General features: G+C 39.1%; 10 protein-coding genes. 6 read left to right on the forward strand and 4 right to left on the reverse strand.

Translation table 11 applies throughout. The features are described 5' to 3' along the window. The first annotated feature begins 147 nt into the window (after window positions 1-147). From F0342_RS14410 to F0342_RS14420, 3 genes are all read left to right on the forward strand, one after another. Window positions 148-2,052 (forward strand): alkyl/aryl-sulfatase, encoded by a 1,905-nt coding sequence (locus F0342_RS14410; protein WP_149156587.1) that lies wholly within the window; start codon window positions 148-150, stop codon window positions 2,050-2,052. 95 nt (window positions 2,053-2,147) lie between these two features. Next, window positions 2,148-3,425 (forward strand): MFS transporter, encoded by a 1,278-nt coding sequence (locus F0342_RS14415; protein WP_149156588.1) that lies wholly within the window; start codon window positions 2,148-2,150, stop codon window positions 3,423-3,425. A 566-nt stretch (window positions 3,426-3,991) separates the two neighbouring features. Next, on the forward strand, window positions 3,992-8,155 hold the full coding sequence (locus tag F0342_RS14420) for a S8 family serine peptidase (RefSeq protein ID WP_149156589.1): 4,164 nt from the start codon (window positions 3,992-3,994) through the stop codon (window positions 8,153-8,155). 54 nt (window positions 8,156-8,209) lie between these two features. On the opposite strand, the gene F0342_RS14425 is transcribed toward F0342_RS14420, so the two are convergent. Next, entirely contained in the window at window positions 8,210-9,436 is a 1,227-nt protein-coding gene (locus tag F0342_RS14425; RefSeq protein WP_188048556.1) for a helix-turn-helix domain-containing protein, read from the reverse strand. A 144-nt stretch (window positions 9,437-9,580) separates the two neighbouring features. On the opposite strand from F0342_RS14425, the gene F0342_RS14430 reads away from it, so the two are divergent. Together F0342_RS14430 and F0342_RS14435 are read left to right on the forward strand one after the other, a co-directional pair. Next, entirely contained in the window at window positions 9,581-10,927 is a 1,347-nt protein-coding gene (locus F0342_RS14430) for a helix-turn-helix domain-containing protein (protein ID WP_188048557.1), read from the forward strand. Between the two features lie 147 nt (window positions 10,928-11,074). Continuing rightward, entirely contained in the window at window positions 11,075-15,154 is a 4,080-nt protein-coding gene (locus tag F0342_RS14435) for a S8 family serine peptidase (protein WP_188048558.1), read from the forward strand. Window positions 15,155-15,312: 158 nt separating this feature from the next. Here F0342_RS14435 and F0342_RS14440 read toward each other — a convergent pair whose 3' ends face one another. Continuing rightward, on the reverse strand, window positions 15,313-16,029 hold the full coding sequence (locus F0342_RS14440; RefSeq protein WP_149156593.1) for a YwaF family protein: 717 nt from the start codon (window positions 16,027-16,029) through the stop codon (window positions 15,313-15,315). A gap of 1,164 nt (window positions 16,030-17,193) precedes the next feature. On the opposite strand from F0342_RS14440, the gene F0342_RS14445 reads away from it, so the two are divergent. Further along, the gene (locus F0342_RS14445; protein ID WP_223145721.1) at window positions 17,194-21,033 is read left to right on the forward strand and encodes a S8 family serine peptidase; all 3,840 of its coding nucleotides are present in this window, start codon (window positions 17,194-17,196) and stop codon (window positions 21,031-21,033) included. 116 nt (window positions 21,034-21,149) lie between these two features. On the opposite strand, the gene F0342_RS14450 is transcribed toward F0342_RS14445, so the two are convergent. After that, window positions 21,150-21,419, reverse strand: coding sequence for a hypothetical protein (locus F0342_RS14450; RefSeq protein ID WP_149156595.1), 270 nt, complete (start codon window positions 21,417-21,419; stop codon window positions 21,150-21,152). Between the two features lie 464 nt (window positions 21,420-21,883). Then, window positions 21,884-25,954 (reverse strand): S8 family serine peptidase, encoded by a 4,071-nt coding sequence (locus F0342_RS14455; protein WP_149156596.1) that lies wholly within the window; start codon window positions 25,952-25,954, stop codon window positions 21,884-21,886. Window positions 25,955-26,361 lie beyond the last annotated feature (407 nt).

A 26,361-nucleotide genomic window follows, 5' to 3' on the forward strand; every position in this document is an offset into this window, starting at 1 on the left:
TATATTCAAAATCTGGCATTCCAGTTACAAGGAAAACACTTGAAAATCTACTATTCATGTATGGTTGGGGAACTACCATAAGTGCCAGGGATTTCAAAGTGTTTTCCTTTTTACTTAATGACAAAATAACAATTCTTGGAGGCTTGTATGATAAGCAAACTATCAAATCAATCTATGCCCGCTACTTCGTATACTAAAAAGTCAAATTCACAAGTGTACGATTCTCTGAATTTTGAAGATCGACAGGATTTCGAAGATGCCAAACGAGGTTTTATTGCACCATTGGAATCTACAATGATTAAGAACGATTCCGGGGAAGTCGTCTGGGACATCGATAAGCTGGATTTTCTACAGGGTACTGCTCCTGAGACTGTAAACCCAAGCCTGTGGAGAAATGCACAATTACAGGCTATATCTGGTTTGTTTGAAGTGGTAGAAGGAGTCTATCAAATTCGTGGACAATCAATTGCCACCACTTTCTTTATAGAAGGCAACCAAGGAGTCATTGTCTGTGATACATTAGCAAGTACTGAATCTGCTGAAGCTGCGATGGAATTATATTATAAACATCGTCCAAGGAAGCCAGTTTCAGCCATCATTATAAGTCAAAGTCACGCGGACCATTTTGCTGGTATTCAAGCTGTTCTAAAGTATGCAGAAAATCCGGATATCCCTATTGTCGTTCCCCAACATTTTACAGAAGAAGTTTTAAGTGAAAATGTACTTTTAGGTACGATTATGGCGCGCAGGGCAGAGTATCAGTTTGGTAAAAACATTCCAGATGGCAGTAAGGGTTCTGTCTCTATTGGGCTTGGTCCGACTATGAGTTCTGGGACCATGAGTTTTGAAATGCCTACTGTTGAAATCGAAGATGAAGTCCAAACGATGGAAATCGATGGGATAAACTTTCGATTTTTGTTAACTCCAAACACAGAAGCACCAGCAGAAATGCATTTTTATATACAAGAGTACAAGGCATTATTTGTATCAGAGAACGCCAATCAATTGATGCATCAAATTTACACGGTAAGAGGGGCAAAAACCCGGGATGCTCTCCATTGGGCTAATTCACTCGAAAAAACAATCGATTTATTTGAAGATGAAGAGATTGATGCGTTGCTCATGATTCATGCGTGGCCAGTATGGGGAAAAAATCGTGCTATACAACACTTACAATTGCAACGTGACTTGTATAAGTATATGCACGACCAGACAGTGCGTCTGGCCAATCACGGATATACGATGGACGAAATAGCTGAGACAATCAAACTTCCCAACTCTTTAGATACGTATTGGGGGAATCGCGGGTATTATGGTACCTTAAAGCATAATTCAAAGGGAATTTACAATTTTTATTTAGGTTATTATAGTGCACATCCTTCAGATTTAGATCCATTGCCGCAAGTTGAAGCTGGTCGTAAATATGTAGAATACATGGGTGGCGTGAATGCTGTTTTGAAACAGGCAAAAGCAGACTTTGAAAACGGTGAATATCGATGGGTAGCTCAAGTACTAAAAAATGTAGTCATGGCAGATCCAGAAAATCTGGAAGCGAAACATTTATTAGCAGATGCATTCGAACAATTAGGTTACCAAGCAGAGTCTGCCAATTGGCGCAATATATATCTGGTTGGAGCATCCGAACTGAGAAATGGAATGAATAAAGACCTTTCCCCATTAGATGTTTCTGGAATTATTAACTATATGCCGGTAGCTGATTTTTTAAAGCTCATGGCTATTAAACTTAACGGTCCAAAAGCAGATGGAAGAAACATAACATTGAATGTTACACTTACGAATTCCAATCAAACATATACCATTAGATTAGAAAATGCTGTTTTGACCTATAAAGAAGGTAAGATAGACGCTGATCCGGATGTCGCCCTGGCTCTTGATCAAATGACATTCTATGGAATCGGTCTTAAACTGCTTTCACCAGAACAAGCAGTAGCTGCCGGTAAATTAATCGTTTCTGGTGATCAAACGATACTGAATGAATTTTTGTCACTATTAGATGAGTTCGGCTGGTCTCCTGCTATCGTAACTCCTTAATCATAATTCATCGCTCACTATAAGAAATGGAATGAATATCGCAATCAGTTTCATACGGGTTGTATATTTAATTATCAAGGGAGGGTTGGAATAATATGCGTTGGGGGATACTTGCGTTCTTATTTTTTCTTGCGGTGATCAACTTTGCAGATAAATCCATCGCAGGGCTTGCGGCTGTTCCAATTATGAAAGATCTTAATCTGACATATTCACAATGGGGAGTGGTAGGCAGCAGCTTTTTTTGGTTCTTTTCGATTGCCGGTGTGATCGGAGCTGCATTGTCTGACAGAATAGGGACAAAGAAAATGTTGGCTATTATGGCACTCATTTGGTCTGTTGTCCAATTTAGTGCGTTTATCATTACTGGGCTCCCTTTACTACTACTGTCCCGTGTTCTATTAGGAATTGGGGAAGGGCCGTTTTATGCGACGGCTGTCAACCATCTGAACAAGTGGTTTCCTCCAGAATCCCGCAGTTTGCCGCTCTCTATCTTGAATTTCGGCAATTCGATTGGCGCGTTGGTATCCGCTCCGATTTTGGTTGCTTTGATCGTAAGCAGCGGCTGGCGTATAGCTTATGGAATATTAGGATGTATAAGCTTAATTTGGTTTATTCTTTGGATGTGGTTAGGACGCGATAAACCTGAGAACAAGGTGATAGCAAGTGATTCTAAAGAACCTTTAGAAAAAATCAAATGGTCCGAACTCGTAGTCATTTTACGATCGAGAACCTTTATATTTACTAGTCTTGCTGGGTTTGCCGCTTACTGGATGGTGGCGTTCATTCTTGTATGGATGCCTACATATCTTACTGAGGTCAAAAGCTTTACGCAAACAAACATGGGGTACTTTATAGCTACAGCTGGTGTTATCGCAAGCGTTTTATATATAACACTGTCATGGCTGACAGATCGTTTATTCAGAAAGAATCAGAGTTATAGAAAATCACATGTTCTTGTCTCTGGACTGTCTTTAATATTCGCTGGAATACTCTTTTATTCTCTCACACTCCTATCTTATTCAGCCTGGATTTTTGCTGTAATGTGTTTTGTTCAGGCTTCAGCGATTCTCATGTTTATCATGGGACCGCAGATTGTCACTCATTTACTTCCTGAACGTGGAGGGTTAATGTCGGGCTTAATGATGGGTATTGCAACATTAGCGGGTATTGTTGGATCAGCTGTTGTCGGTAACTTTGTACAATCGGCAGGAAATCACGCAGCCCAAGGGTTTAATAATGCTATCCTATTATCTTCGGCCTTATTATTCATCTTTGGATTCTGTTTCTTACTTCTTGCTAATCCAGAAAGAAGGGTGGGAGTTAATAGCCCTTCAATTAAAAATTCTCAGGTGAACGAACGAATAGTTAACTAGATTTTAGGTTAGAAGATATTGGTATTCAGGAAAAAAGCTTGGACAATCCAATTATTCCAAGCTTTTTTTCGTCTGCTCAATTCTTGTCAAATTCTGTTTAGATTACATGATAGGTCCTTTTTGGGGGAATTTCATGTCGAATATTTAGGTCTTAACACCTATTACCATTGCAACACCCTGATGGGTTGCTGGTTCAGAGGATAATAGACTGATAAATAGCATTCTTTCTATATTCTTTTTCCTAATTGAAAGGGAGATAGCAATTAACATATGAATGGAAAGCTTAAAAATCTACAAAAACGTTTTAACTGAATATTCATTACTGATAACGCATCAAGTTCAGGAAGTAGATCTTTTTTCCTGTTGATGCTCTTGATTTTATTGTAAAAGATGGGATGTTACCAAACGATTCCCCCCATTGCCGCAGTATTGAAGGTTATATAAAATTTGAACTAGGGTACCCATATTTTTCAAATAGATCTATTTATTAGTTGCTTGAATGTTCTTTGATCACACGTTAACAGGGTTGCTGTAGTGTTTAACCAATTAAAACGAGGGGGAACGTTATGAATAAAGGAAAGCTTAATCCTATTATTAAGGGCACTTTAATTGCTAGTTTGCTAGTTTCGGCAGGTGTTCCATCTGGAGCTATCGCTGAAGATAATTTTCAGAATAAACAGAAAAACATAGAGCAGATGTTGATGAACTTAACGGACCAGCAAAGGAAGGCACTAAAAGAACTGGAAATCTCTCCTAGTTTCACCATTTCACCGGAGATAAACCAAAACAGCTCTGAAATGGTTGACGTAATCGTTGAATTTAATCAGGCTCCTGCAAAAGTAGAGGTAGCAAAGCAAGCTGTCAAAGGGAAAAGAATGACTCTTTCTTCCGCAAATGATAAAGCAAAAGTTGAGCACGATACGTTTAAAAATGAGTGGGATAAAATCAAAAAACTGAATAGACCCGATGAAGAAAAAATGAAAGATGCCAAAATCACGGGTGAATTCCATGAGGCATTCAATGGAGTAGCGATGACGTTGCCGGCTAGAGCAGTTCAAGAACTGATAAGTACAGGAGTCGTGAAACGAGTATGGAAGGATAATGAAGTTAAGCTTGACCTCCCACAAGAGGCAAAAGAAATGAACTCAGGTACGCCATCAAAGGTAGATGACAGTCTTCCACAAATTGGTGCGGACAAGCTTCATCAAGAGAATATTACTGGAACAGGAGTTAAAGTAGGGGTTATTGATACAGGTATCGACTATAATCATCCAGATTTAAAAGGCTCTTATAAAGGCGGATACGATTTTGTCGATAATGATTCAGATCCTATGGAGGCAACTTATCAAGATTGGAAGGATTCCGGAAAGCCTGAATTCAATGGGAGTAGTTATTATACATACCATGGAACTCACGTAGCAGGATCCATTGCAGCATCAAAGGAAAACAGCTCTCCATCAGCCGTAAAAGGGGTAGCCCCTGATGTGGATCTCTATGCGTACCGGGTGTTGGGGCCATATGGCAGTGGATCGACTGCTGCGGTTATGGCGGGTATTGACAAGGCAGTAACAGATGGCATGGATGTTATCAATCTGTCTCTTGGTTCTAATGTCAATGACCCTCTTAATCCGACGTCTATAGCGGTAAACAATGCAATGCTATCAGGTGTTGTTACCGTCGTTGCGGCAGGTAACACTGGCCCGTCTGAAAAATCACTGGGATCTCCAGGATCGGCTGCACTAGCGATAACTGTGGGAGCAAGTGATGTGTCATTAACGATTCCGACGATTAGTGCCAGCGCCGGTGACCAAGAAATAACGGATATGAAGCTGATAGCACAAAATTTTACAGATAATTTGGAAGACCTTGAAAATATGACCCTTCCAATTGTTGAAGTAGGAATAGGAAGACAAAGCGATTTTACTAATAAAGATGTAGCTGGTAAGGTAGCGTTTATAGAACGCGGCCTCATTACTTTCGATGAAAAAGTGCAAAATGCAAAAGATGCAGGTGCTAAAGCGGCGATCATTTATAACAATGTGGATGGTGAAATCGAAGCTTATATAGGCGAAGGGACTAATTATATTCCTGCTTTCCGCATTTCAAAGGCTGCTGGCGAACAACTGAAATCACAAACAGAAATCACCTTCGGGGCATTAGGAAGCGTCAAGACAGAAGGCGATCACTTAGCGGAATTCAGTTCTAGAGGTCCAGCTCACGGGAGTGATGACATTAAACCAGATGTCACAGGACCAGGTGTGTCGATATTCTCGACTTTCCCAGAGTTTATCAATAATCCTGAAGATGGAGAAAGTTATGATACTGCTTATGGCAGACTAAGTGGAACATCAATGGCCTCTCCTCATGTAGCAGGAGCAGCAGCACTCATCTTGCAAGCCCATCCTGATTACACACCTTTTGAAGTTAAGGAAGCTCTAATGAATACAGCTGACGAAATGAATGGCGACTATTCCGTTAATGAAATTGGAGCAGGCAGAATTGATGTTCATGAAGCAGTCCATTCGGATGTATTGTTGAAGGTTCTTGACAAAACAAAGCATGAACAAGATGGCCAAATTGTCGATATTGATGAAGAAACTGGTTCAATTGCTTTCGGTAGTCACTTTATAGAGGATGAGGGAGAAATCGAAGACAGCAGAAAAGTTGTCATTCAAAACCTCAATGAAAATGATGTAAAGGAATTCAACACAAATGTTGAGTTTTTACCAGCTAACGGTCATATTCAAGATGCCGGCAAAAATGGTGTTGAAATAGAAATTCAAAATACTGTTACGATAGAAGCTGGAAAAACTGCCGAGATTGTGCCGACAATTCATGTTTCTGACGATGCTGAATTGGGAAGGTATGAAGGATACATCCATTTTGTTAATACGAACAATGAAGAAGAGAGTTATCAAATACCATTTTCAATCAATCTGAAAAATGGCAAGGGCTTTGAGTATATGCAATTGAATAGACCAATGATTACGAATGGTACAAATCAACATCCGTATTGGACGCCATATACCTCTGCAAGACTCAGATTGGCAAGCCAGTTAGAGACAATCGACGTTTTAGTAAAAGATGGAAAAACAGGAGATCCAGTTGGATTAATAGGGACTTTAGAATCAGGTCATTTATTAACAGGCGTTGATTATATTGCCAGTCAAATATTCGATGGCAGGGTATATCCATTCACCGGTGATCCAGAAAAGCCGATTTCCGAAAATGAGGTAAAGCTGCCGGAAGGTAATTATACGTTCGAAATGATAGGGTATGATGAGCAAGGTAAACCATACAGCAAGGACGCGATTGTTATGGTTGACAATACACCTCCGGAATTGGAACTATCAATGGACCCCGGTATTTATGAAGTGAACGATTCGATGTATACAGAAGAACAAGGGTATGATGGCCCTGCAGTATGGGTGCACGGTAATGTATATGATTCCACGGTTGACGCCCTCAAACAGAAAGGGCTGAATATTGATCAATCCGTGAATGGAGTAACATGGTGGGAATATAACTTCATGCTTCATTATCTTCTTAATGTTGATAAGGACGGCAACTTCAAATTCCCTGCAACGAAAGAAAGAATAGACCAAATGTCTTATGTAGACTCCAACCTGTTTGTTTTCGACAATGCCACAGCATCTGAAGCATATCCTAAGAGCGTCAAACGTTACCAGTTCATAAAAGAAGGAACGCAATATGCAGTTCCTAGTTATGACAAAGAAAAGGTTCGTCTGGGTGACGAAATTACCATGACCTTGAATTTAAACAATATTGAGCAGTTTGCTTCTGGTGAATTCAGCGTACCTTTCATTAAAAGTTTGCTTGAATTTAAAAATGTCAAAGTCAATGATACATTTAAACAATATGCTGTGCAAAATGGCGCGGAAGTAAACCTGAACGAGCCGACATTAACTGCAGGGAACGTTAAAGTAGGGGCTTCGATTGATCAAGATGACTTAACTTTTGATAAAGATATACCATTCTTGGATGTCACATTTAAAGTCATTGATGATGAGTATTATGCTCAAGAAAACATGACATTCGATACCAGTTCCTTTAAGTATAAAAAAACTTCAGATTCTAACCCAACTATTATTCGTGTAATTAAAGACGAGTCATTTAGAATCCTGGCTGGCCACTCTGTTGTGAATGGAAATATCAAACCTGAAGCTTTCTTAAAAGAAAATGGGCAGTTGGATAATTCTGTTGACTACTCTAAGCTTGGCGCAAAAGTATATGCAAAAGCTCCAGATGGTAAAACCTATGAAGCGTCTAAGATTTTCGATACTGGATACTTTACAATCGATAATCTTCCGTTATCAGAAGAAGATTTTGATATCTATGTTGAGGTTCCAGGCCACCTTACGAGCAAGCTAACGACAACTGTAGTGCAGAAATTCGATGGAGATCTGGGCGGTGTACGACTGTTTGTTGATATGGACAAATCTCAGGCTGGTGATGTCACTGGCGACAAGATGGTTGATATCAGAGATGCGATCATCTCCGTTTTCTCATATGGAAAAGAAAATCTTGGGGTAAATAAGGGAGACCTTAATCAAGACGGAAAAGTAGATGAATCAGATCTTCGCTTAATTGAGAAAAACTTCCTGGAAAAAGGACCCGATGCCAAAGAGCATAAAAATCCAAAAGAAAAACAAGGCAAGGTGACGTTGGAAAAATTATTCCGTTCAATTGGTCTTGAAACACTAAATTAGTGAACACAAATAAATGCCAGGGGTAAATTCCTGGCATTTATTTTCCATTATTAATTAATTCGAAAAAACTTTTGTCGCCAGCTCAAGAGCCTTATTGGTTTCCTCTGTTTTCACGTAATAATGAAAGAGTTCCTTTTCGTATTGTTGGACCAACGATACATAACCACGCTTTTTAAAGTAGGGTAGAGCGTTAGTGATTAGGTAGTTATAATATTCAGTATGTTGGTTTATAAGAATAAGGTGAAGAAGTTTAAAGCTGATTGAATATAAATATTCATTGAGCTCCCTTGCAATTGAAATCCCTTCAAGTACAAGGTTTTCTAGTTCGTTATTCTCCAATAAACTACCTTTATGACAGCTCCTAATGTATCCTTCCAGGGAAGTTAAATAACATGTTGATTTTTTTTCTTTTAGGCCCATGGATTGTTCGTACAGTCGTTTTGAAGATTCATATTCGTTTCTATTATAGTATTCATAAGCTAAGTTATGAAGCACCCGTGCCTTCTTGTCAAAAGCATGACATAAATTACAAGTTTGAATTAAAGCATCGTATTGTTCGACTTTCTGTTGAAAATCACTGTATCCGTCACTTTCCCGCGTCATCAACATAATCATTTCTGCGTCGATCATTTTTAGCAAATTATTACTATTGATAAAGTATCGCAACGACTTTTCTGCATAGTAATAAGCCATTACCTTTGAACCTGTGGCAAGGTAGGAGGTCGCTAACGTTAAATAGTACTCTTCATTATTGTAATCATTCACGTTAATTGTTCCTAAGGTAGCGAATGCTTTTAATACATCCTTTTTGGATAAGTAATACATGCCTGATAAATGCTTAAGTAAGTTTCTTTCGTACGGTGGCAAATGTTTATGCTTCTTTTTAATAGCTTTTATGATTTTATCGGCCTGTTTAAATTCCTGATGTAGTAGATGGTATCTTGCATTCAGAAGTTCATAAAGAACTTGGTAGTCACTGAGCGTTATTAATGGTTCTTTCTCCAGTTCGTTTTTTATCGTTTCGATTTCTTCATCGCGTTGCCTGATCATTGCATCATGCCAACAATGAAGGAGCCTCTTGATATTTTTGTACCGCATTAATTCCTCTTCAATATTAATCCCGAGCCGTTTAGAAAACAAAGAGGTGATTTCTGAAGAATAATCCGTTTTCCCCTGTTCAATTTTACTAACATGTGTATTTGAACAAATCCCATATCCAAGCTGTTCTTGTGTAAGTTTGGCTTTCTGACGATAAAATTTTATGATTTTTCCTTTATCCATGCCACATCCACTCCATGATTGAAAGAATAGTAATGAATAAATACCTTCCATTTAAGGTATCAACAAAGCCTGTTTAGTCCTCTCTTATTGTTACTTTTCTATCATTTTCCTTTGATTATAATTGAATTTGATGGGATAATGTTTTTGAAAAATTCTATCAAATCAACATCATTCAAGGGAGTTTGTTCATGGCAACAGCTCAATTCGTTTTATGAAAAGGAACAGGTGAATCAAATGAATGCTGCTCTCTATCAAGAAATTCAAAAGTATATGCAAATGAAAAATTGGAATAAAACAGAACTTTCCAAGGAATCCGGTATTCATATAAGCGAGATCAGCCGTCTTTTTAATCACAGGCAGCCTCTATCTTTGCAAAATCTGGATGCGATAACAAATTCATTCGGTCTATCTGAAGGTTCTCTCTATCAGTACTATTTAGAGGAATGCTTCAATAAAGGAAAACATGCGGACAAACGAAGAAGTATACAGTTCTTGTATAAGTGTGCAGCGGAAGGATATGTCAACCTTTACAGTGACTTAATAAATTTAATGCTGGAGGAACAGTCAAAAACGATCAGAAAGAAAAATCTATTATATATATTTACTGTTGCTGAAGAACTTTTTCAAGGAGGAATAGGCGAAAAGGCACTCCCGCTCTATGAGGTGATTATTGAAAGTGAGTCGGATCGCTTTTCAGAAAAAGTTGCAATCAGTTATTTCAGGAGATTCTATATTGTAAGAGGGACCGACAAAGGACAGCATGCCCTGTCTTTTGTGTTAGATCAATTAGCTTATATGCCGAATGAGATCAGGTTGGAGGCCTACATGTGGATTATGGCAGATTATTATCGACGTGAGGAATGGAGGCAGGTGCTAAATTATGCAGAAAAATTAAAGAAACTGGCACCAGAAGGCGACTATTATGGACGAGCCTTAATGTATAAGGGACTTGCTCTTTCAAGGGTAGGGGACTCCCTTGAAGAAGTATTGAATATAATAGATGAATACTCAATAATAAGTGAGTATTATGCGGGAATTGCTGCAGGCAATCGCTATGCAGCCCTGTTGGATTTTGGTAAGTTAGAATATGTAGATGAGTATCTCTCCTGGCTGGAAAACAGGGAAGATATATATGTGGGACTGCCTAGGATATTTGAGACATACGTTCGATTAGATCGTTTAAATGATGCCAAGACACTCATAGAAAGGTTCAAACATGTAATCGACGATATGGCCGAAAGCAAGGAACCGTGGCTGAAAGAAAAAATGAATTTAGACTTTCGCTATGCTCACGCCTTGTTTTTATGTAAAAGCAGTCAATTTGAAAAAGGTTTGGATGAACTTATGGAGGTAGCGGATTTATCAAATAGGATAGGCAATATGGAAAGGTTCAAAAAATGTTTGTTAGCTTTTTGGAAGTACAGAGATTATGCGACTTCCGAACATGATAAAAAATATTCTAATCTGTTACAAACAGGAAAAATGGAATAATTCCTTTGAGGAAAAGAGCTGAATTAGTGCTCTTTTTCTTTTTTTTGCGTTTGAGTGAATTTTCAGAAAAAAATATCCCGTCAAGTGTAAATATAATTGAAATGTGGTTTAGTAAAAATAGAAGGGAAGAGATGAATGAAGTACAAATTGACAAAAAGTTTAACAACTTTGACGCTAGGCACAGGTTTATTAATTAATCCTATTGGACAGACTCCCGTAGACCAGGTTGCCACCGCATCAACAGTATCACCCATCGACCAAGTATTGGCAAAATTGACTCCTGAGCAGCGACAAGCATTAAATCAATTAAAAGTGAACAATTTAGAAGGTTTGCAGCTATCCCCGGAAACAAATCTAGAAAGTGAAGAAGAGATATCCGTCATAGTAGAATTTAAGGACAAGCCTGCCAAGACAGCGGTGTTAGAGGCAGCTGCTGATGGTAAGAAACTGTCAATGGACGAAGCAAAACAAAAAGCTGAGGCTGCGCACAAAACATTCAAATCAGACTTGCAAAAGATTTATAAAGAAGAGGCAAAAAAGAAAAAAGATGTCTATAAAGTAAAAAGAACGTATAAAAATGCCATTAATGGTGTTGCGATTGAACTGCCTGCCAACAAAGTAAAGGCATTACTCGACTCCAACGAAGTAAAAGCCGTTTGGTCAAATGATGAGGTACATGTAGAGCCTCCGGTTCAAAATGATGATTCCTCTAACGAAAATAATGAAACAGGAATGCGTACATTTCCAGGAGTGGATAAATTACATGCTGAAGGACTTACCGGCGAAGGGATAAAGGTAGGGGTATTGGATACCGGCGTGGATTATAACCATCCTGATTTAAAGGATGCTTTTAAAGGCGGCTATGACTTTGTAGACGATGACAATGATCCGATGGAAACGACGCATGAAGATTGGAAGAACTCAGGATATGCAGAAAGAAATCCTCTCACAGGTGCATACTATTATACTCAACATGGTTCACACGTTTCGGGGATCATTGCCGGTACAGGGAAAAACAGCACTGATCATGCGGTAACAGGGGTAGCGCCAGACGCTGATTTATATGTTTATCGTGTCTTGGGGCCTTATGGTTCTGGATATACAGAAGATGTATTAGCAGGAATTGATCGAGCTGTAGAGGATGATCTGGATGTCATCAATCTTTCACTTGGAGCAAACTACAACAACCCAATGTATGCAACAAGTATAGCAGTAAATAATGCTGTACTTGCCGGCGTGACAGCTGTCGTTTCAGCAGGAAACAGTGGCAATGGTATGTATACGCTCGGATCTCCGGGAACTGCACCATTAGCCATAACGGTAGGTGCCAGTGATACTTCCGAAACTATTGTTACCGCAAAAGGAGCACTGCATGCTGATACAACGCTTCCTGCAGATTTGAAATTGCTTGGAAAAGGGTATGAAGACAACTTGGAGGAGCTAAAGGGACAAAATATTCCAGTTGTTGATGTTTCGCTCGGATATGAATCGCATTATAATAATAAAGATGTGGAAGGGAAAATCGTATTAATTCAAAGAGGCATTACAAGTTTTGTTGATAAAATTACTATAGCCTATAAAAAAGGCGCAAAAGCTGTTTTGCTCTATAATAATATTCCGGAAGAAGGCTTCATCCCTACCTACTTAGGGGAAGGCTATCAATTTGTCCCGACATTCAATCTATCTTACGAACAAGGAAATGAGTTGAAAAAGAAAGTCTCAGCCGGAGATGCAACATTCTCTTTTGATGAAATGGGACAAGAAATGACAGAAGGAAACAAATTGGCAGACTTTAGCTCACGTGGCCCAGCCAGGACAACCTATGACATAAAACCGGAAGTAACAGCTCCTGGTGTCTCTGTCTTCTCTACAATACCTTCCTATATGCACGGAGAAGATCAGATTGGCAATTATGAATACGCATATGACCGATTATCTGGTACATCGATGGCAAGTCCAAATGCTGCGGGTGTTGCAGCGTTATTATTACAATCAAATCCAGAATTGTCACCATCAGAAGTTAAGGAAACCTTAATGAATACGGCAGATCCGTTAAATGGTGATTACAGTGTGTATGAAGTAGGTGCCGGTGTTGTCGATCCATATGAAGCTGTCCATTCAAACACAAGAATTGAAGTGCTGGGCAAAACGTTGCATCCAGTTGATGGAAAAGAAAAAAGCATAGACAATAACACGGGAGCTATCAGCTTCGGTACATTTGCCCCAAATGGCCAACATCTAACAGAGGATCGTTCCGTTGTCCTATACAACAACAGTAAAGAATCCAAAACATTTGATGTAACGGTACAGTTCCAAAAGAATCGCAGAGGCTCAAAGGATGCCTCGGAAAACGGAGTAAACCTTACAACCAAATCAACAATAAAAGTTAACGGAAATGCCAAGAAGAAAACGAATGTATTCATTACGATTCCAAAAACAGCAGAACTGGGCACATATGAAGGATATGTCGTGTATACAAATAGAGACAATCCGGATGAAACCTATCAGGTGCCATTTGGAATTCAGACTGTGGCAGAAGGAATCAATTATTACAATCTTAGCCATGAAGCAATGACCTATCCATTTAACTATTTTAATTCAAGTATGGCTCGATTTACAGATGCAACTTTCAATTTAAAATCACATATGAAGACACTTGACCTCTTCCTGGTAGATGGAAAAACAAATAAAGAAATCGGATTTATTGGATCAGTTGATGGGTTTGGTTCGAGCTTAACGAATGGTGATTTGTCTTTAAGAAATGCTTTTGATGGGGTTTACTATCCGATGACTGGGAGTCAGGATAACCCAATTGCTCATCATCCGGAACGTGCTGAGCCTGGCTTTTATAAAGTGAAAGTTGTTGCCACAAATGATGAAGGCAGGACCTTCTCGAAAGAAGATACACTATACATTGACTATACTGCACCAAAGTTTGATCTAAACCTTGAGTCCGGTGTATATGAATACAAGCCTGAAGAAAAAACAGTAAATATTACAGGTTCAATTTTCGATGAAGAAATTGAGGCCATGAAAGATGAAGGCTTTAGTTTTACTCAAGGAGATAATAAAGTCCTCTATCAGGATAATTTGAACTTCCGAAACAGAGGAGAACTGCCGATAAATGAGGATGGAACGTTTTCTGTTGACATTCCAATGGACGAAACAAGACCAATGCATCTTGTGTTTGATGGGATCGATCCTGCGACTAACGGATACTATGGAGAAACCAGTGACATTTACTTTATCAGAGAAGGGGAGCCTTATGCACTTGCACAGCCAGACAAACGGGCAGCAGGTATGGGTGAAAATTTGGATGTCACTCTGTCCTTAAATAATGTGGAAAAGGTAAAAGAAGCTGTTTACACATTAAATTATAATAATCATTATGTTGATATTGCAGAGGTTAAACCAGCGCCAGGCATGAGTGATAAAATTTCAGTGAAGGTTGACAATGATAATACTTATCCTTATTCTTCACAGTTAGAGGTAACCGCAACCTTGAAGGAAGGACAGGAGCCTTTAACGGGAGACCTGCCTTTAGTTAACGTGACGTATAAGGTAAAAGATGAGTGGTATGGGGGAACGCTTTCACCAAGTAGTCTGAGGACTTCCATTACCGATGCTGAAGGAAACACTCAAGACATGTTATTTAATGCAACACCTCAATTTCGAATGAAACCCGGTACAATGGCTAAAGGTACCATAAAAGCGGAGGCATTCATGAACCCATATAATGGGGATCCTGCCACGAATATTGACTATTCAACACTCAGTGCAGAAGCAAAAATGACTGGTGAGGATGGAAAAGTTTATAAAGGAACTATAGGCAATGGTCCGGGATTTGACTTCAATTTACCATTAACAGTAATTGGTGAACAACTCAAAATGGAATTGAATGTCCCAGGACATTTCACACTTCATAAAATGTTTATAATGGGCTCTCATGGAAACAAGGATATCTTGTTTAAAACACTAGAAGCGGGTGATGTGAATAAAGACGATGTCATAGACGTAATGGATGCTGTTTACATTCAAGAGAAGTGGGGAACAAGTGACCGAGCTGCAGATATTAACTTCGACGGCACCGTGGATGCTGCAGACATTGGATATGTTGAGAAAAATTACCTCTTGCAAAATCCATCAGCAGAGAATGCTCCAAAACCGAAACAAAACTACAAAGGCAAATCATTGGAGAGAATTCTGGGCGATCTTGGAGTTCAATAAAATCACAATAAATTGAGTAATATTATACGAATACATTAGAGTGTTTAGGGGTTAATTCCTTAAACACTCTTTTTACGAATGGCCCCGTCCTCTACACTCATCTAAGTAATAAAGAATCTCTTTTTTAGCACTATACTAAATAGAATCATTAACTTGTTTCATGCTGAAAACGTTCCCCGCATTTTTCGTAAGATGAGCCATGTAATCACGCTAATTACAATTAAGACACTTTCAAGAGTTAAGATATACCATGGATACGGTCCCAGTACATCAAATAGGCTTGGGCTTTTTGGTTTGTGGCGTAAAAACCAATAATTTCCGTTTGCCTGCTTATTTACAAACAAGATGATCGGCATTAGGAGGTTAATAAAGACAATAAGTTTTGTAAACGACCTGAATGTTGGGAGATACCCTTTTACCAACGTAAAATACAACGTTACCCATACGGCGAACAAATGGGAATAAAAAAAGTGAAGAAATCGAAAGTGAGGGAAATCATATGTCAATGCGGGAGTAATGATTGCTTGTGTCGCACCTAAAACAGCAATAAAAAATAATAATTCAAAGAATATTTTTTTTCTGGTCAATAGTAAACAGATACATAAAATGACAGCGATATTACACAACTCTAAAGGCATGGAACGGCCGAATTTCCATACTCCATGTACATACATCCATACATGATTCATGATCTCCATTAAAATCAAGGAATAAGCTGTTCCTTTTTCAATACTTCTCCATTTACTATCATTCAAATTTTTTCGGTATAGAAAAATGATGACTGCAACAAGAATAAAGATTGATAACGTAACAACGTGACTTACAGAAAACAAGCTAAAATGGAAAGATTGATGACTGTGGCCAAACCAATCCATGATTTCCCACCCCTAGTTTAAATATAGAGCAAACTTATGGTGTGCTTTTTGGAAGGTTTTTATACGGCTATTATGCTTTTTAACTAAAATATTGAAGGTGAGATCAAGGTAAAAGCAAATTTAAACTTTGTGGAGTTTCCTGAGGGTAAAATAAAAGGTGAAAAAAGAAAAAATCTAAACAATATTTCGAAGTCGACTGAAAGAGAAAAAAGCCCAGGAAGTGAACGTGTCCATTAAATAACAGAATGATTCATTGTGCCGATCCTAGTGACCGGCACTTTATTTTAGAAAAGAGGTAAAGTGGATAGGAAAAGTCGAGTGTATGATAAGGTCGACTCAAACGATTCTTTTTTCTTAGATTTAAACCCAGCGTCTTATATCCCTTATCCTATCATTTTTCCTTTTTCCTCAACGATTCGAGGGTTTTTCCCGATAAACTTATTGTTTCTTCATTCTTTTGCCATTGTCAACAGGTGAAATATAAACATTTAATGAAGCGTTCAAGGATAAAAATTCCAATTGTTTATTAAATTTTCTCTTATTTTCCCCCAATAGGAAAATGTCGATTTCAGTAGAGGGTGTAAAAGAGGTGCTCACTATTTCTGAAATGATAGAAAAGGTAGGGGAAGATTGAACGAAGGTATAAGCGGTATGTATCACGGAGATTTCAAATCACATAGCATACATCTGTTAACTATATCTTATACTGATAGTTGGCGCATCTTGTTTCAAACAGCAATATTAAGTGATTGCTAGGGACTATGCTGTACTTTCATAATCCTAATCTACTTCTAAGATCCTTCATCAAGTGTATATGTGATAGGTAATTTTCCTTAAATTTTTCACGGTATACTTCCTTCGAACTAATATTTCAAGACTGAATCAAGTAATTCCCCCCAATTATTAAATTATATTATCCGCCTTTTTTCACTTTCCAAGGCTTAAAATCAACTATTCTCTCCGGTTGATATTGAACTATAGGCTGGATTTCGACAGAATATACAGAAAATATCCCCCAATAGGGATATTTCGATACTAATAGAATTGAATTAAGTGAGCCTAAAACAAAGGGGGGGGATTTCAAGGGGGATAAACAGCTGTCTCTAAAACATCTATGAATCTTCATAAAAAATATAAATAAAGGGTGAGAAGATGAAGAGTTCCATGAAGAAAAAATTATCTGCAATTGGTATGTCCGCTTTGATTGCCGGAAGCATCGCAACACCGGCCGGGGCGGAATTTGAACTGCCAAATAAGAATGGACATGCAGGACAGGCAATTCCTCTGTCAAAGGAGGCAAAGGCTGAGGTAGATAACCTATGGAAAGATAGTGCTATAGGTCATCCTCTTTACGGGCAGAAATCAGAAAAATTTGATCCAAAAGAGAATATCAGACTGATAGTAGAAGTCGATGTAGAAAAAAAAGATAAGCCTGAACAAAAGGTTGAGCAAGTAAAGGGCACTTTCATGAAAAAACGAAGTGGCGGTTCTGAAATTATCCATACATATTCTGAAGGTTTTTACGGTTTCAGTATGGAGACAACCATAGAGGAAGCGGAAAAAATCAAGAAGGTTGATGGTGTAAAAGATATCCGCATTGCGAAAACCTATGAGCACCACGATATAAACAGCAATGAACTTGTTGAAGCGATGAATGTGTGGACGAAATACAATTACACAGGTGAGGGAATGGTCGTGGCTATCGTAGATTCGGGCATAGATCACAGGCACGAAGCTCTGCAGCTTACCGAAAATGGGAAAGAACACGCGAAATATAATGAAGAAAATATCCAGTCAACACTGAATGAAACAGAAGTAAACGACATCTGGTATTCCGATAAAGTCCCTACAGGTTATGACTGGGCGGACAAAGATACAGATGTCATCCCGGCAAGTAGTTCCCATGGAACCCATGTCGCCGGTATCGTAGGTGCATTTGAAGAATCTCAGAAAAAAGCAGTCGGTGTGGCACCGGATGTCCAGTTGATTGCTGAAAAAGTATTTTCGGACACTCAAGGATACGCATACGACGATGACATTGCAGCTGGAATCTATCATGCAGTGGAAGTCGGCGCAGATGTCATTAATATGAGTTTGGGATCTGATGCAGGAATTGTTGACCCGAATGATCCGGTTCAGCGGGCAGTCGAGTATGCGACTGATAACGGTGTTCTTGTGGTCGCTTCCGCCGGTAATTCTTCTTACAGCACGAAGCAGAACTTACTGCCGAATACTGAACTTCCATTGGCGAAAAATCCGGATATCGGGGTAGTGGGTGACCCGGGGATCACACCTTCTGCGCTTCAAGTAGCATCTTCCGAAAATGAATTAATGAGAGTCGAATCATTAGAGCTTAACGATGGAACCATGCTCGGTTACCAGAACCAATCAAATTCAAAGAAATTAATCGAAGGTCTGGAAGCTGGTAAAGATTATGAGCTTGTTTTTGTGGGTGAAGCTAACAAAGAAGAATTGGAAGGGGTAGATCTTGAAGGCAAGATCGCGGTTGTTAAACCAGGGGATACTTATTCTACTTATTCAACTTTTCAGTTTAGAGTTGCAGGAAAGGGAGCGGCAGCACTTATTGTAATCCCGCCAGATGAATCATCAGATTATCCTAATCTTATTTTCTCCAGCAACTCCATTCCGGCTGTCACGACTGAGCTGAAGTCAGGAAACACACTGATGGAAACACTTCAAAACGGTGAAACGATTACAGTTGAGCTTTCAGATGAAGGCATGTGGGTACAGAATCCGGCAACAGAACCAATGTCATATTTCTCTTCTTACGGGGCACCGACAGACTTGAGCTTCAAACCGGAAATCACTGCTCCAGGCGGAAAAATTACATCAACCGTATTGGATAATCAATATGAGGCGATGAGCGGTACCTCCATGGCCAGTCCGCAAGTAGCGGGAGGGGCTGCACTACTTCTGCAGAAATACTATCAGGAGTTGGGACTTCCAAAAAATGAAGAAACAGTATTGAAAGCTAAAATGGCTTTAATGAACACGTCTGAAATTTTAAAAGATCCGAATGGTGAAAACATACCATATTCACCAAGACGCCAGGGATCCGGCCTTATGAAAATTAAACAGGCAGTGGAAACGCCTTATCTCTTGAAAAACAATGGAGCACCGCTTGAGCAGGCAGCTTCTGTTGCATTAAAAGAAGTAGAGAACAAATTTAATTTTTCGTTAAATGTAGAACCATTGAAAGGCAACGAGTTCAGCGTATTCAAAGATGGTGAAGCATCGGTAAACCCAGAGGATTCTGAAATTTCCATCAATGTGAGTAATAAATCAATGGAAAATCTAAACTTTGAGACGAAGTATTTAGAAGGGTCCAACATCCGTGAACATGCTCAACTAGAAATTTCAAACTCAAGTTCAGAGGATAAGACGTTTACGTCATCCATTGAATATACGGAGCTTTCCAATGACGCGGAAAAGAATGGCGTACAGTTTTCCGTTTCAAACAAGGTAAAAGTGAAGGCTGGAAAGTCGAAGAAGACAAATGTTTTCTTATCTGTACCAAAAACTGCTGGAGAAGGTATTTACGAAGGATACATCACGCTTATAAATGAAGAAGATGATACGGAGAAATACCAAGTTCCATTTGCTGTTAAAGTAGCAAAACCGACTGAATATGACGTATATGTTGATGTATTAAAAGATGGAACTGTGATCAAGGAATTCGATCTTAACAAAGATGGTAATGTCGACAAAAGCAACGAGTACCTTACTTTGTCCAGCGAACCAGTAGTGAACGCATCCGTTAAAGTCAATGGTAAGAAGGTAAGCGATCAAAACGGAACATCCATTTCAATGAAAGACAAAGACGTAGAATTAAACGTTTCGGTAGAACTTCCAGAGGAATTCCGTGACAATCAGTTCGTGGAAGGATTTGTAAGACTTGTACCTAAGAACGAAGAGACACCTTCTTTAACAATGCCTTATATGGGCTTCTACGGCGATTGGGATTCACTTGACAACATCGATGAAAGTCCGATAAATGGAGATGCTTATCTTCCATACACTGTTCTTTGGAATGATCTGCTGGAACTGCCAATGGGCTATGATAGCAAAACTGGCAAATTCAATCCTGAACAGATTGGTTATTCACCGAGCTCAATTGTGACAGGTATTTATCCTTCTTTTACAGCTTTCCGAAATCTGAAGGAAATGTCATTAAGTGTTCAGGATAAAGACGGAGATACCGTCGCGAATATTACGGATTTCAGTGAGTACTCAGAAGACGGCGGTCCTCTCGCTTTTAGCAAAAATATCATGGCTTACAGAAACTTCTATTACGGGTTTGATGGTTTGTTATGGGACGGAAGGGATGATGATAGAAACATCCTTCCTGATGGTGATTATTATTATGTGTATGAAAGTACTTTGAACTATGAAGGTGCAGAGCCGCAGCAGACGAAAATCCCTATTAAAATCGATGCCGCTGCACCTCAAGTAGAAAACATCCAAGTGGAAGAACAAGAAGACGGTAACTATAAAATTACCTGGAATGTAAAAGAAGAAGACACAGGTTATAAAGGAAGTATGCTTTGGGTGAATGGTAAGAGAAAATCACTTGAGGCGGGGGCAATGGAGTATATATCTGATGAAAGACCGGAAATCGTGATGATACAAGCAATTGACGGGGTACAGAATGTTGGAGTTAACTATTGGGGCAACAAAGAACTGCTTCACGCAGATCCATTCATCAATTTCTTGCATGTATCCGGAAGCAACATCAACGAAAATAAACCAGCTTCGATGATCATCTTTGGTTACAAGCGATTGGACTGGCATATTGAAATCTCTGACTCAGAAGGGAATATGATTGAGTATGCCGATATCGAAAATGAGCATTCAATATACGGATTGAAGTGGTACCCAGGTGAAGAATATCCAAATGGAGACTACTTTGTAACGGTTACCGGAACAGATGAAAACGGATTGTCACTGACATCCGAACCGAAGAAAATGACAGTAAAGCACTAAAAAATAAAAGCCAGGAATCCCGATAAAGGAGATTCCTGGCTTTTAAGTATAAATTAAGCTTTACTTCAGCAAAATACTCTCTGTCAAAGATACGGTAATAAATCCAATACGGAATTTTATCGTGTAAAGGTAAAGGCTGTACATCTCCCGTTCGTGCCACTATAGGCCCCTACAACCTTGCTCTTTTCCTTAGCTTCGGAAGCCATCTTAATTGCAACTGTAGGCTGCGGTAATCCATCTTCAGGGTTCTTAGGGTAACGCTCCATGAAAGTGGTGGAGATTTTCAGATCTGTATCAATCATAGGCTGTGGCAGAGTCATCTGGTAAAGATGCTTCACAGAATAGGTGTTATCCTGAAGCACTTCCTGCTTGTCGGGCAGTGGCACCTTTAGGCTCCGAGTCTATCGGACATGCACAATCTCATTCTAGTGCAATGGATATCTTGTCAAGTCTTTCGAATGAACAGAGAGAAGCATTGGATAACTTGGAGTACGTTGAATTATGAGGGAGCTGAGCCTCAACAAACGAAAATTCCTTATAGTCTGGATTCTGTCTCACCTAGTGTTGAACAAACGTAAGAGTGTGGCAACTGGGTCCAAAGAGAATATCCAGACGGAGACTACTAGTGACCGTGACGGGTACAAATGAGACCGGATTATCGTTAACGTCCGATTCGAAGAGAATAACGGTTTAACCTTAATTTAGAAGCCAAGAATAGCCTTCAATTAAGGTTGTTTTTGGCATTTTTCATTAGAGTAATAGACTATATCTTTGATTCAAGATACCTTTATTATTCACTTACACAAAAACCGTACCCGCGAACACTAGTTCACGGGTACGGTTTCTTACATTAGTCTGTAATACCTAATTCCTTCTTCACTTTCTCCAGTGTCATACCTTGATGACTTTCAAAAGGATCCTTTAATTCATCTAATGTATGGTTTCTCATCAGATAATTCGTTTCCACATAACTCCAATCCTTCTGATCGACAATGCCATCTAAATTGATGTCGGCAGAACGATCATCAGTCTGCCATTTTTCTTTCAGGTATAGCGCATCAAATATATCAATGACATCGTCTTGATTCACGTCACCTGCATACGTAAACGCAGTGATGGATGTCAATGTCCCGGTAATTTCTCCATCTTCCTCTTTATTCACCATGATTTCTTTTAAATATGGGAAGTGACCCGGGATATTCACTTTTAATGTATATGGTTTAGGATTTACCGGTATGTTATCGAAACCGAAGCCTGCTCTTTTAGTGATGTTAGTTGTGTATTCTTTTCCGTCTGGACTAATCAACGCAACGGAAGCACCGATTTTCGAATAGTCTCTGGAAAAATCAACGGAAGTGTCAGGATTTAAGAAACCTTGACCGACAAATCCCCCACTGATGATACCCGTTTGTTTGAGTAGCTTCAAACCTTCAATATATCCTTGTGCCGTGATGGTGTCTCCATTCGTGTCAATGTATCGATTACTGGTAAAGTTGAACCCTGCATAGTCAGTCCATTTCTTATCGGTCACTTTAAAGGTAACATCCAGCATTGGAAGTTCTCCTGTAATCTCTTGATCTCCGTTAAGGGTAAGGTTTACCTTTGCATTAGAAACTGAACCAATAGACATATCAGTTTGTACATCTACATCGTAACTGGATAACGCATCATTTTTTTTAATATCGAGAATTTCCATCGAGTCAGTATAGTATAAAGTGAACTTTGCTTCTTTTAATCGCTTTACATTGTTGGCTGTCATCGTAAATGTAACAGTGTCTCCAGGTTTAGCGGACTTCTTATCGTAGGTTCCTGTCATGTAGGAAGTACCTTCAGGAAGAAAATGATACGTCTTTTTTTCAGTTTTGTTCGTCGCAGCATCAAGAGCATCCAATGCTGCTATATTATATGTCTGTCTGACAAGAGGGATATCCATTTCAAACGTACCATCTTCATCGGGGAAGATTCTATATTCAGGAAGCATCGTGTACAAATATTCATAGATGAAATTATCTGCCTGACTAATGTCAATACCTGCATCTTGAATATCCTTTACTTCCTTGTCAATTAATGTTCCACTTACTGGATAGGATTCTTGACCTTCTGAGAATTCATAAACAAGCTTATCATCAATACTCGTTTTAAATTCTGGTTTCGTATTATCGACAAAAATGTCCTCTTCTTCAGTAAAGGTTCTGCCATTTTCATTCGTTGCAATAAATTTCAATTTATAGTGTCCTTGTTTGGCGAACATTTCCTTTAGATGGACGGGATAATCCTCATCTCCTGTAAACGGATAATAATTCCCGCCATATCCATATAGTCCATATGGGACACCGATCTGTAAGTCACTTCCATCGAAATTTCCGACATATCCAATATCTTCACCTGTTTTTCCATCAGCTAACACAACATCCACTTGCTCTACGTTGGAATTTAGCTGGAAACCAAAGGCAGCAACAGGGAAAAATCCAAAATAGCTTCCTGGATTAGTGGTTAATACTTGTTTATCAAATACTAAGAAGTCAAATCCTTCTCCAGCAACACGGATCGAAAACGGAATTTGATAGACTTCATCTGAATCGTTTTCATTTACATAGGTGATGTATCCTTCGTAAAACCCTTGATCTGCTGTTTTGGGAATCATGACAAAGGTATTGGTTTTCTTGGATTTTCCGGGTTTAACCGAAATTTTCTTATCAAATAGAACCTGAACACCGTTCCTGTTTGCATTAAGGGATTGACTTGTAAATTCAACCTTTCCTGTAAAGGTTTTCTTTTCCTTGCCATGATTGCTTACTTGTATTGTGCGCTGATCACGAATATGTTTCCCATCGTTGTATTGGAGGCCAAAGCTGATGGAGCCTGTTTTCTCATCAATGATGACTTCTTCTCCATTGGCAATGTTGGTTGTCTCATCGATTACCTGGAATTGCATGGATGAATGGATCGCTTCATATGGGTCGACTCTTCCTGCACCCACTTCAAAGACGCTATAATCTCCGTTTAAAGGATCAGCCGTATTCATCAGCATTGTTTTTATGTCTTCTGGCTGTAAATCCGGATTGGATTCTAATAGGAGGGCAGCGATCCCGGCTACTTGAGGAGCAGCCATGGAAGTTCCTGATAATCGCTGATACGCATACTCATAGTTGTCCACATCCTCAGGGTTGACCATGTAAGAAGGAACAGTGGATTGAACACCGACTCCAGGAGCTGTCACTTCAGGTTTGATATCATAATTAAACTTAGAAGGTCCTCTTGAGCTGAAACCGGCTAAATGATCACCTTCTGTATGAACGGTGCCGATTTTATTAAACATGAAGTCGTCAGAATTTGATAGTTTTTCAAGTAATGTTTCTCCGTCGCTTTTTGTTAAACTGAATGTTGGGATGAAATCCTTATTTTCACCCAGGAAGTAAGGGATATGCCCTTCATCTTCGTTATTGTTGTAGATCATGATCGCTTTAGCCCCATTTAGCTTTGCATATTTGATCTTGTCATTCAACGTAATTTCCCCACGACTTACAAGAACGATTTTGTCATGTACATCTTTCCCGGAATAATCATCAGACCTTCCTAATCCGACTTCTACGATTGGCAGTGACTGATCTTCGAAATCTACTATTTTATCACTATAGTGTTTTCCTAATAGCTGTAGGGTAACAGATTGCGATGAAAGCTGACCTTCATATGTAATGATATCAAGGGGAGTATCACTTGCACCAACCGTTAATGCCAGTGCAGAAGATCCTGGTGATCCAAGAGTATAGGCTGCATCGCCTGCATTTCCTGCAGCTACGATTGTCGTTACTCCACTAAGGACGGCATTGTTAACCGCGACACTGGTCGGAAAATAGGGATCATTGATGGAAGCACCTAATGATAGGTTAATAATGTCCATGCCATCTTCTACTGCTTGATCGATTCCTTTAAGCACATTTTCTGTTGTTCCGCTGCCATATGGGCCCAGCACTCTATACCCATAAATGTCTGCGTCAGGAGCCACGCCTTTCGTGGCATATTCACTACCATTTGTACCTTGACCAGCGATAATTCCAGATACATGGGTACCGTGTTTAGTATAATAAGAATGTCCGCTTGAGAATTCTGGTTTATATTTTGCATTCACCCAATCCTGATACGTTGTTTCCATTGGATCTTCATCATTATCTACAAAGTCATATCCACCTTTGTAGGCTTCTCTTAGATCAGGGTGATTATAATCTATTCCAGTATCTATGACACCAATTTTGAGTCCTTTACCGGTCAATCCTTCTTCATGCAGTCGGTCGATTCCCAGGTATGGATTGCTATCTGTCATTCTAGTATAAATACCGAGACTTGTTACTTCAGTTGAAGTAGGTGGATCAATTCTAAATGTTTCATTCCCCCAAATTGTCTTTACAGTTTGAGTTTGTAATAATGATTTTACTTTATTTGCTGGTAAGGTGATCGTAACTCCATTAAACGCCTCAGTATAATGATATTTAATGTTATATGACTCTTCATTGGTCTTTTCCTTTTTGAATATTTCCCCAAGTTCTTCTTTAAACTTCTTTTGCTCTTGGTCAATGGCTTTTTTAGCGTCTGTTTTTGTCAGATTCTTTCCTTCTGAGCTTGCTTGAAGTTGAGCTGCTTTGACCGGCTTCTGATGCAACTCCACAATAATAGAGATCTCTTCATCGGTATCAAGGTTAACAGCGGAGGATAACTGCAGCCCTGTTTTGTCGTTTAATTCTAAGTTCTTTAAGGCCATTCTTTGGGTATCAGTAAGTTTACTGAGCATTTCCGTATGAGAAACGGGAGTTTTTTCTACTGTCTCCCCCAATGCACTTTCAGGGGAATAGGATATTGTGCTGAAAACCATTCCCAATGACAGTCCGGCTGTGGCTGCTTTTTTTACTAACTTGCTCTTGTCCAAATGATACACTCCTCCTTGATAGGTATTTAGTAATTAGATTGAATTTTCTTACTATTATGAAGATCATCTCATAAATATAATGGGGGATGTATTGGGGTAATTTAGAGAACGATGAGCAACGGATGTGTCTTTAATTCTGGGTAATTTGATTTATTATTTTGTGTATTTTCATATTTTAGCTGAAAGTTATTAAAATGGTTTAGTTCATTTGATAGTCTAGTTTTTCCCAAATGTTAATTCGAATTATCCGATCTAACGAAAGTAGATTAATGGAATATCTATGTGCCTTGTCTTGGTAGCTGTTTTGTCAAGGATCTTCAATATTGCCCAATTCGTATGGTTATAAGGTCTTAGTGCAAAGGTTTGTTTTTTGCGTTTAATACTCTGAAAATATCGATTTTTCAGTA

Origin of the sequence: Bacillus sp. CH30_1T (assembly GCF_008364765.1) — a bacterium.
Lineage (GTDB): Bacteria > Bacillota > Bacilli > Bacillales > Bacillaceae_B > Rossellomorea.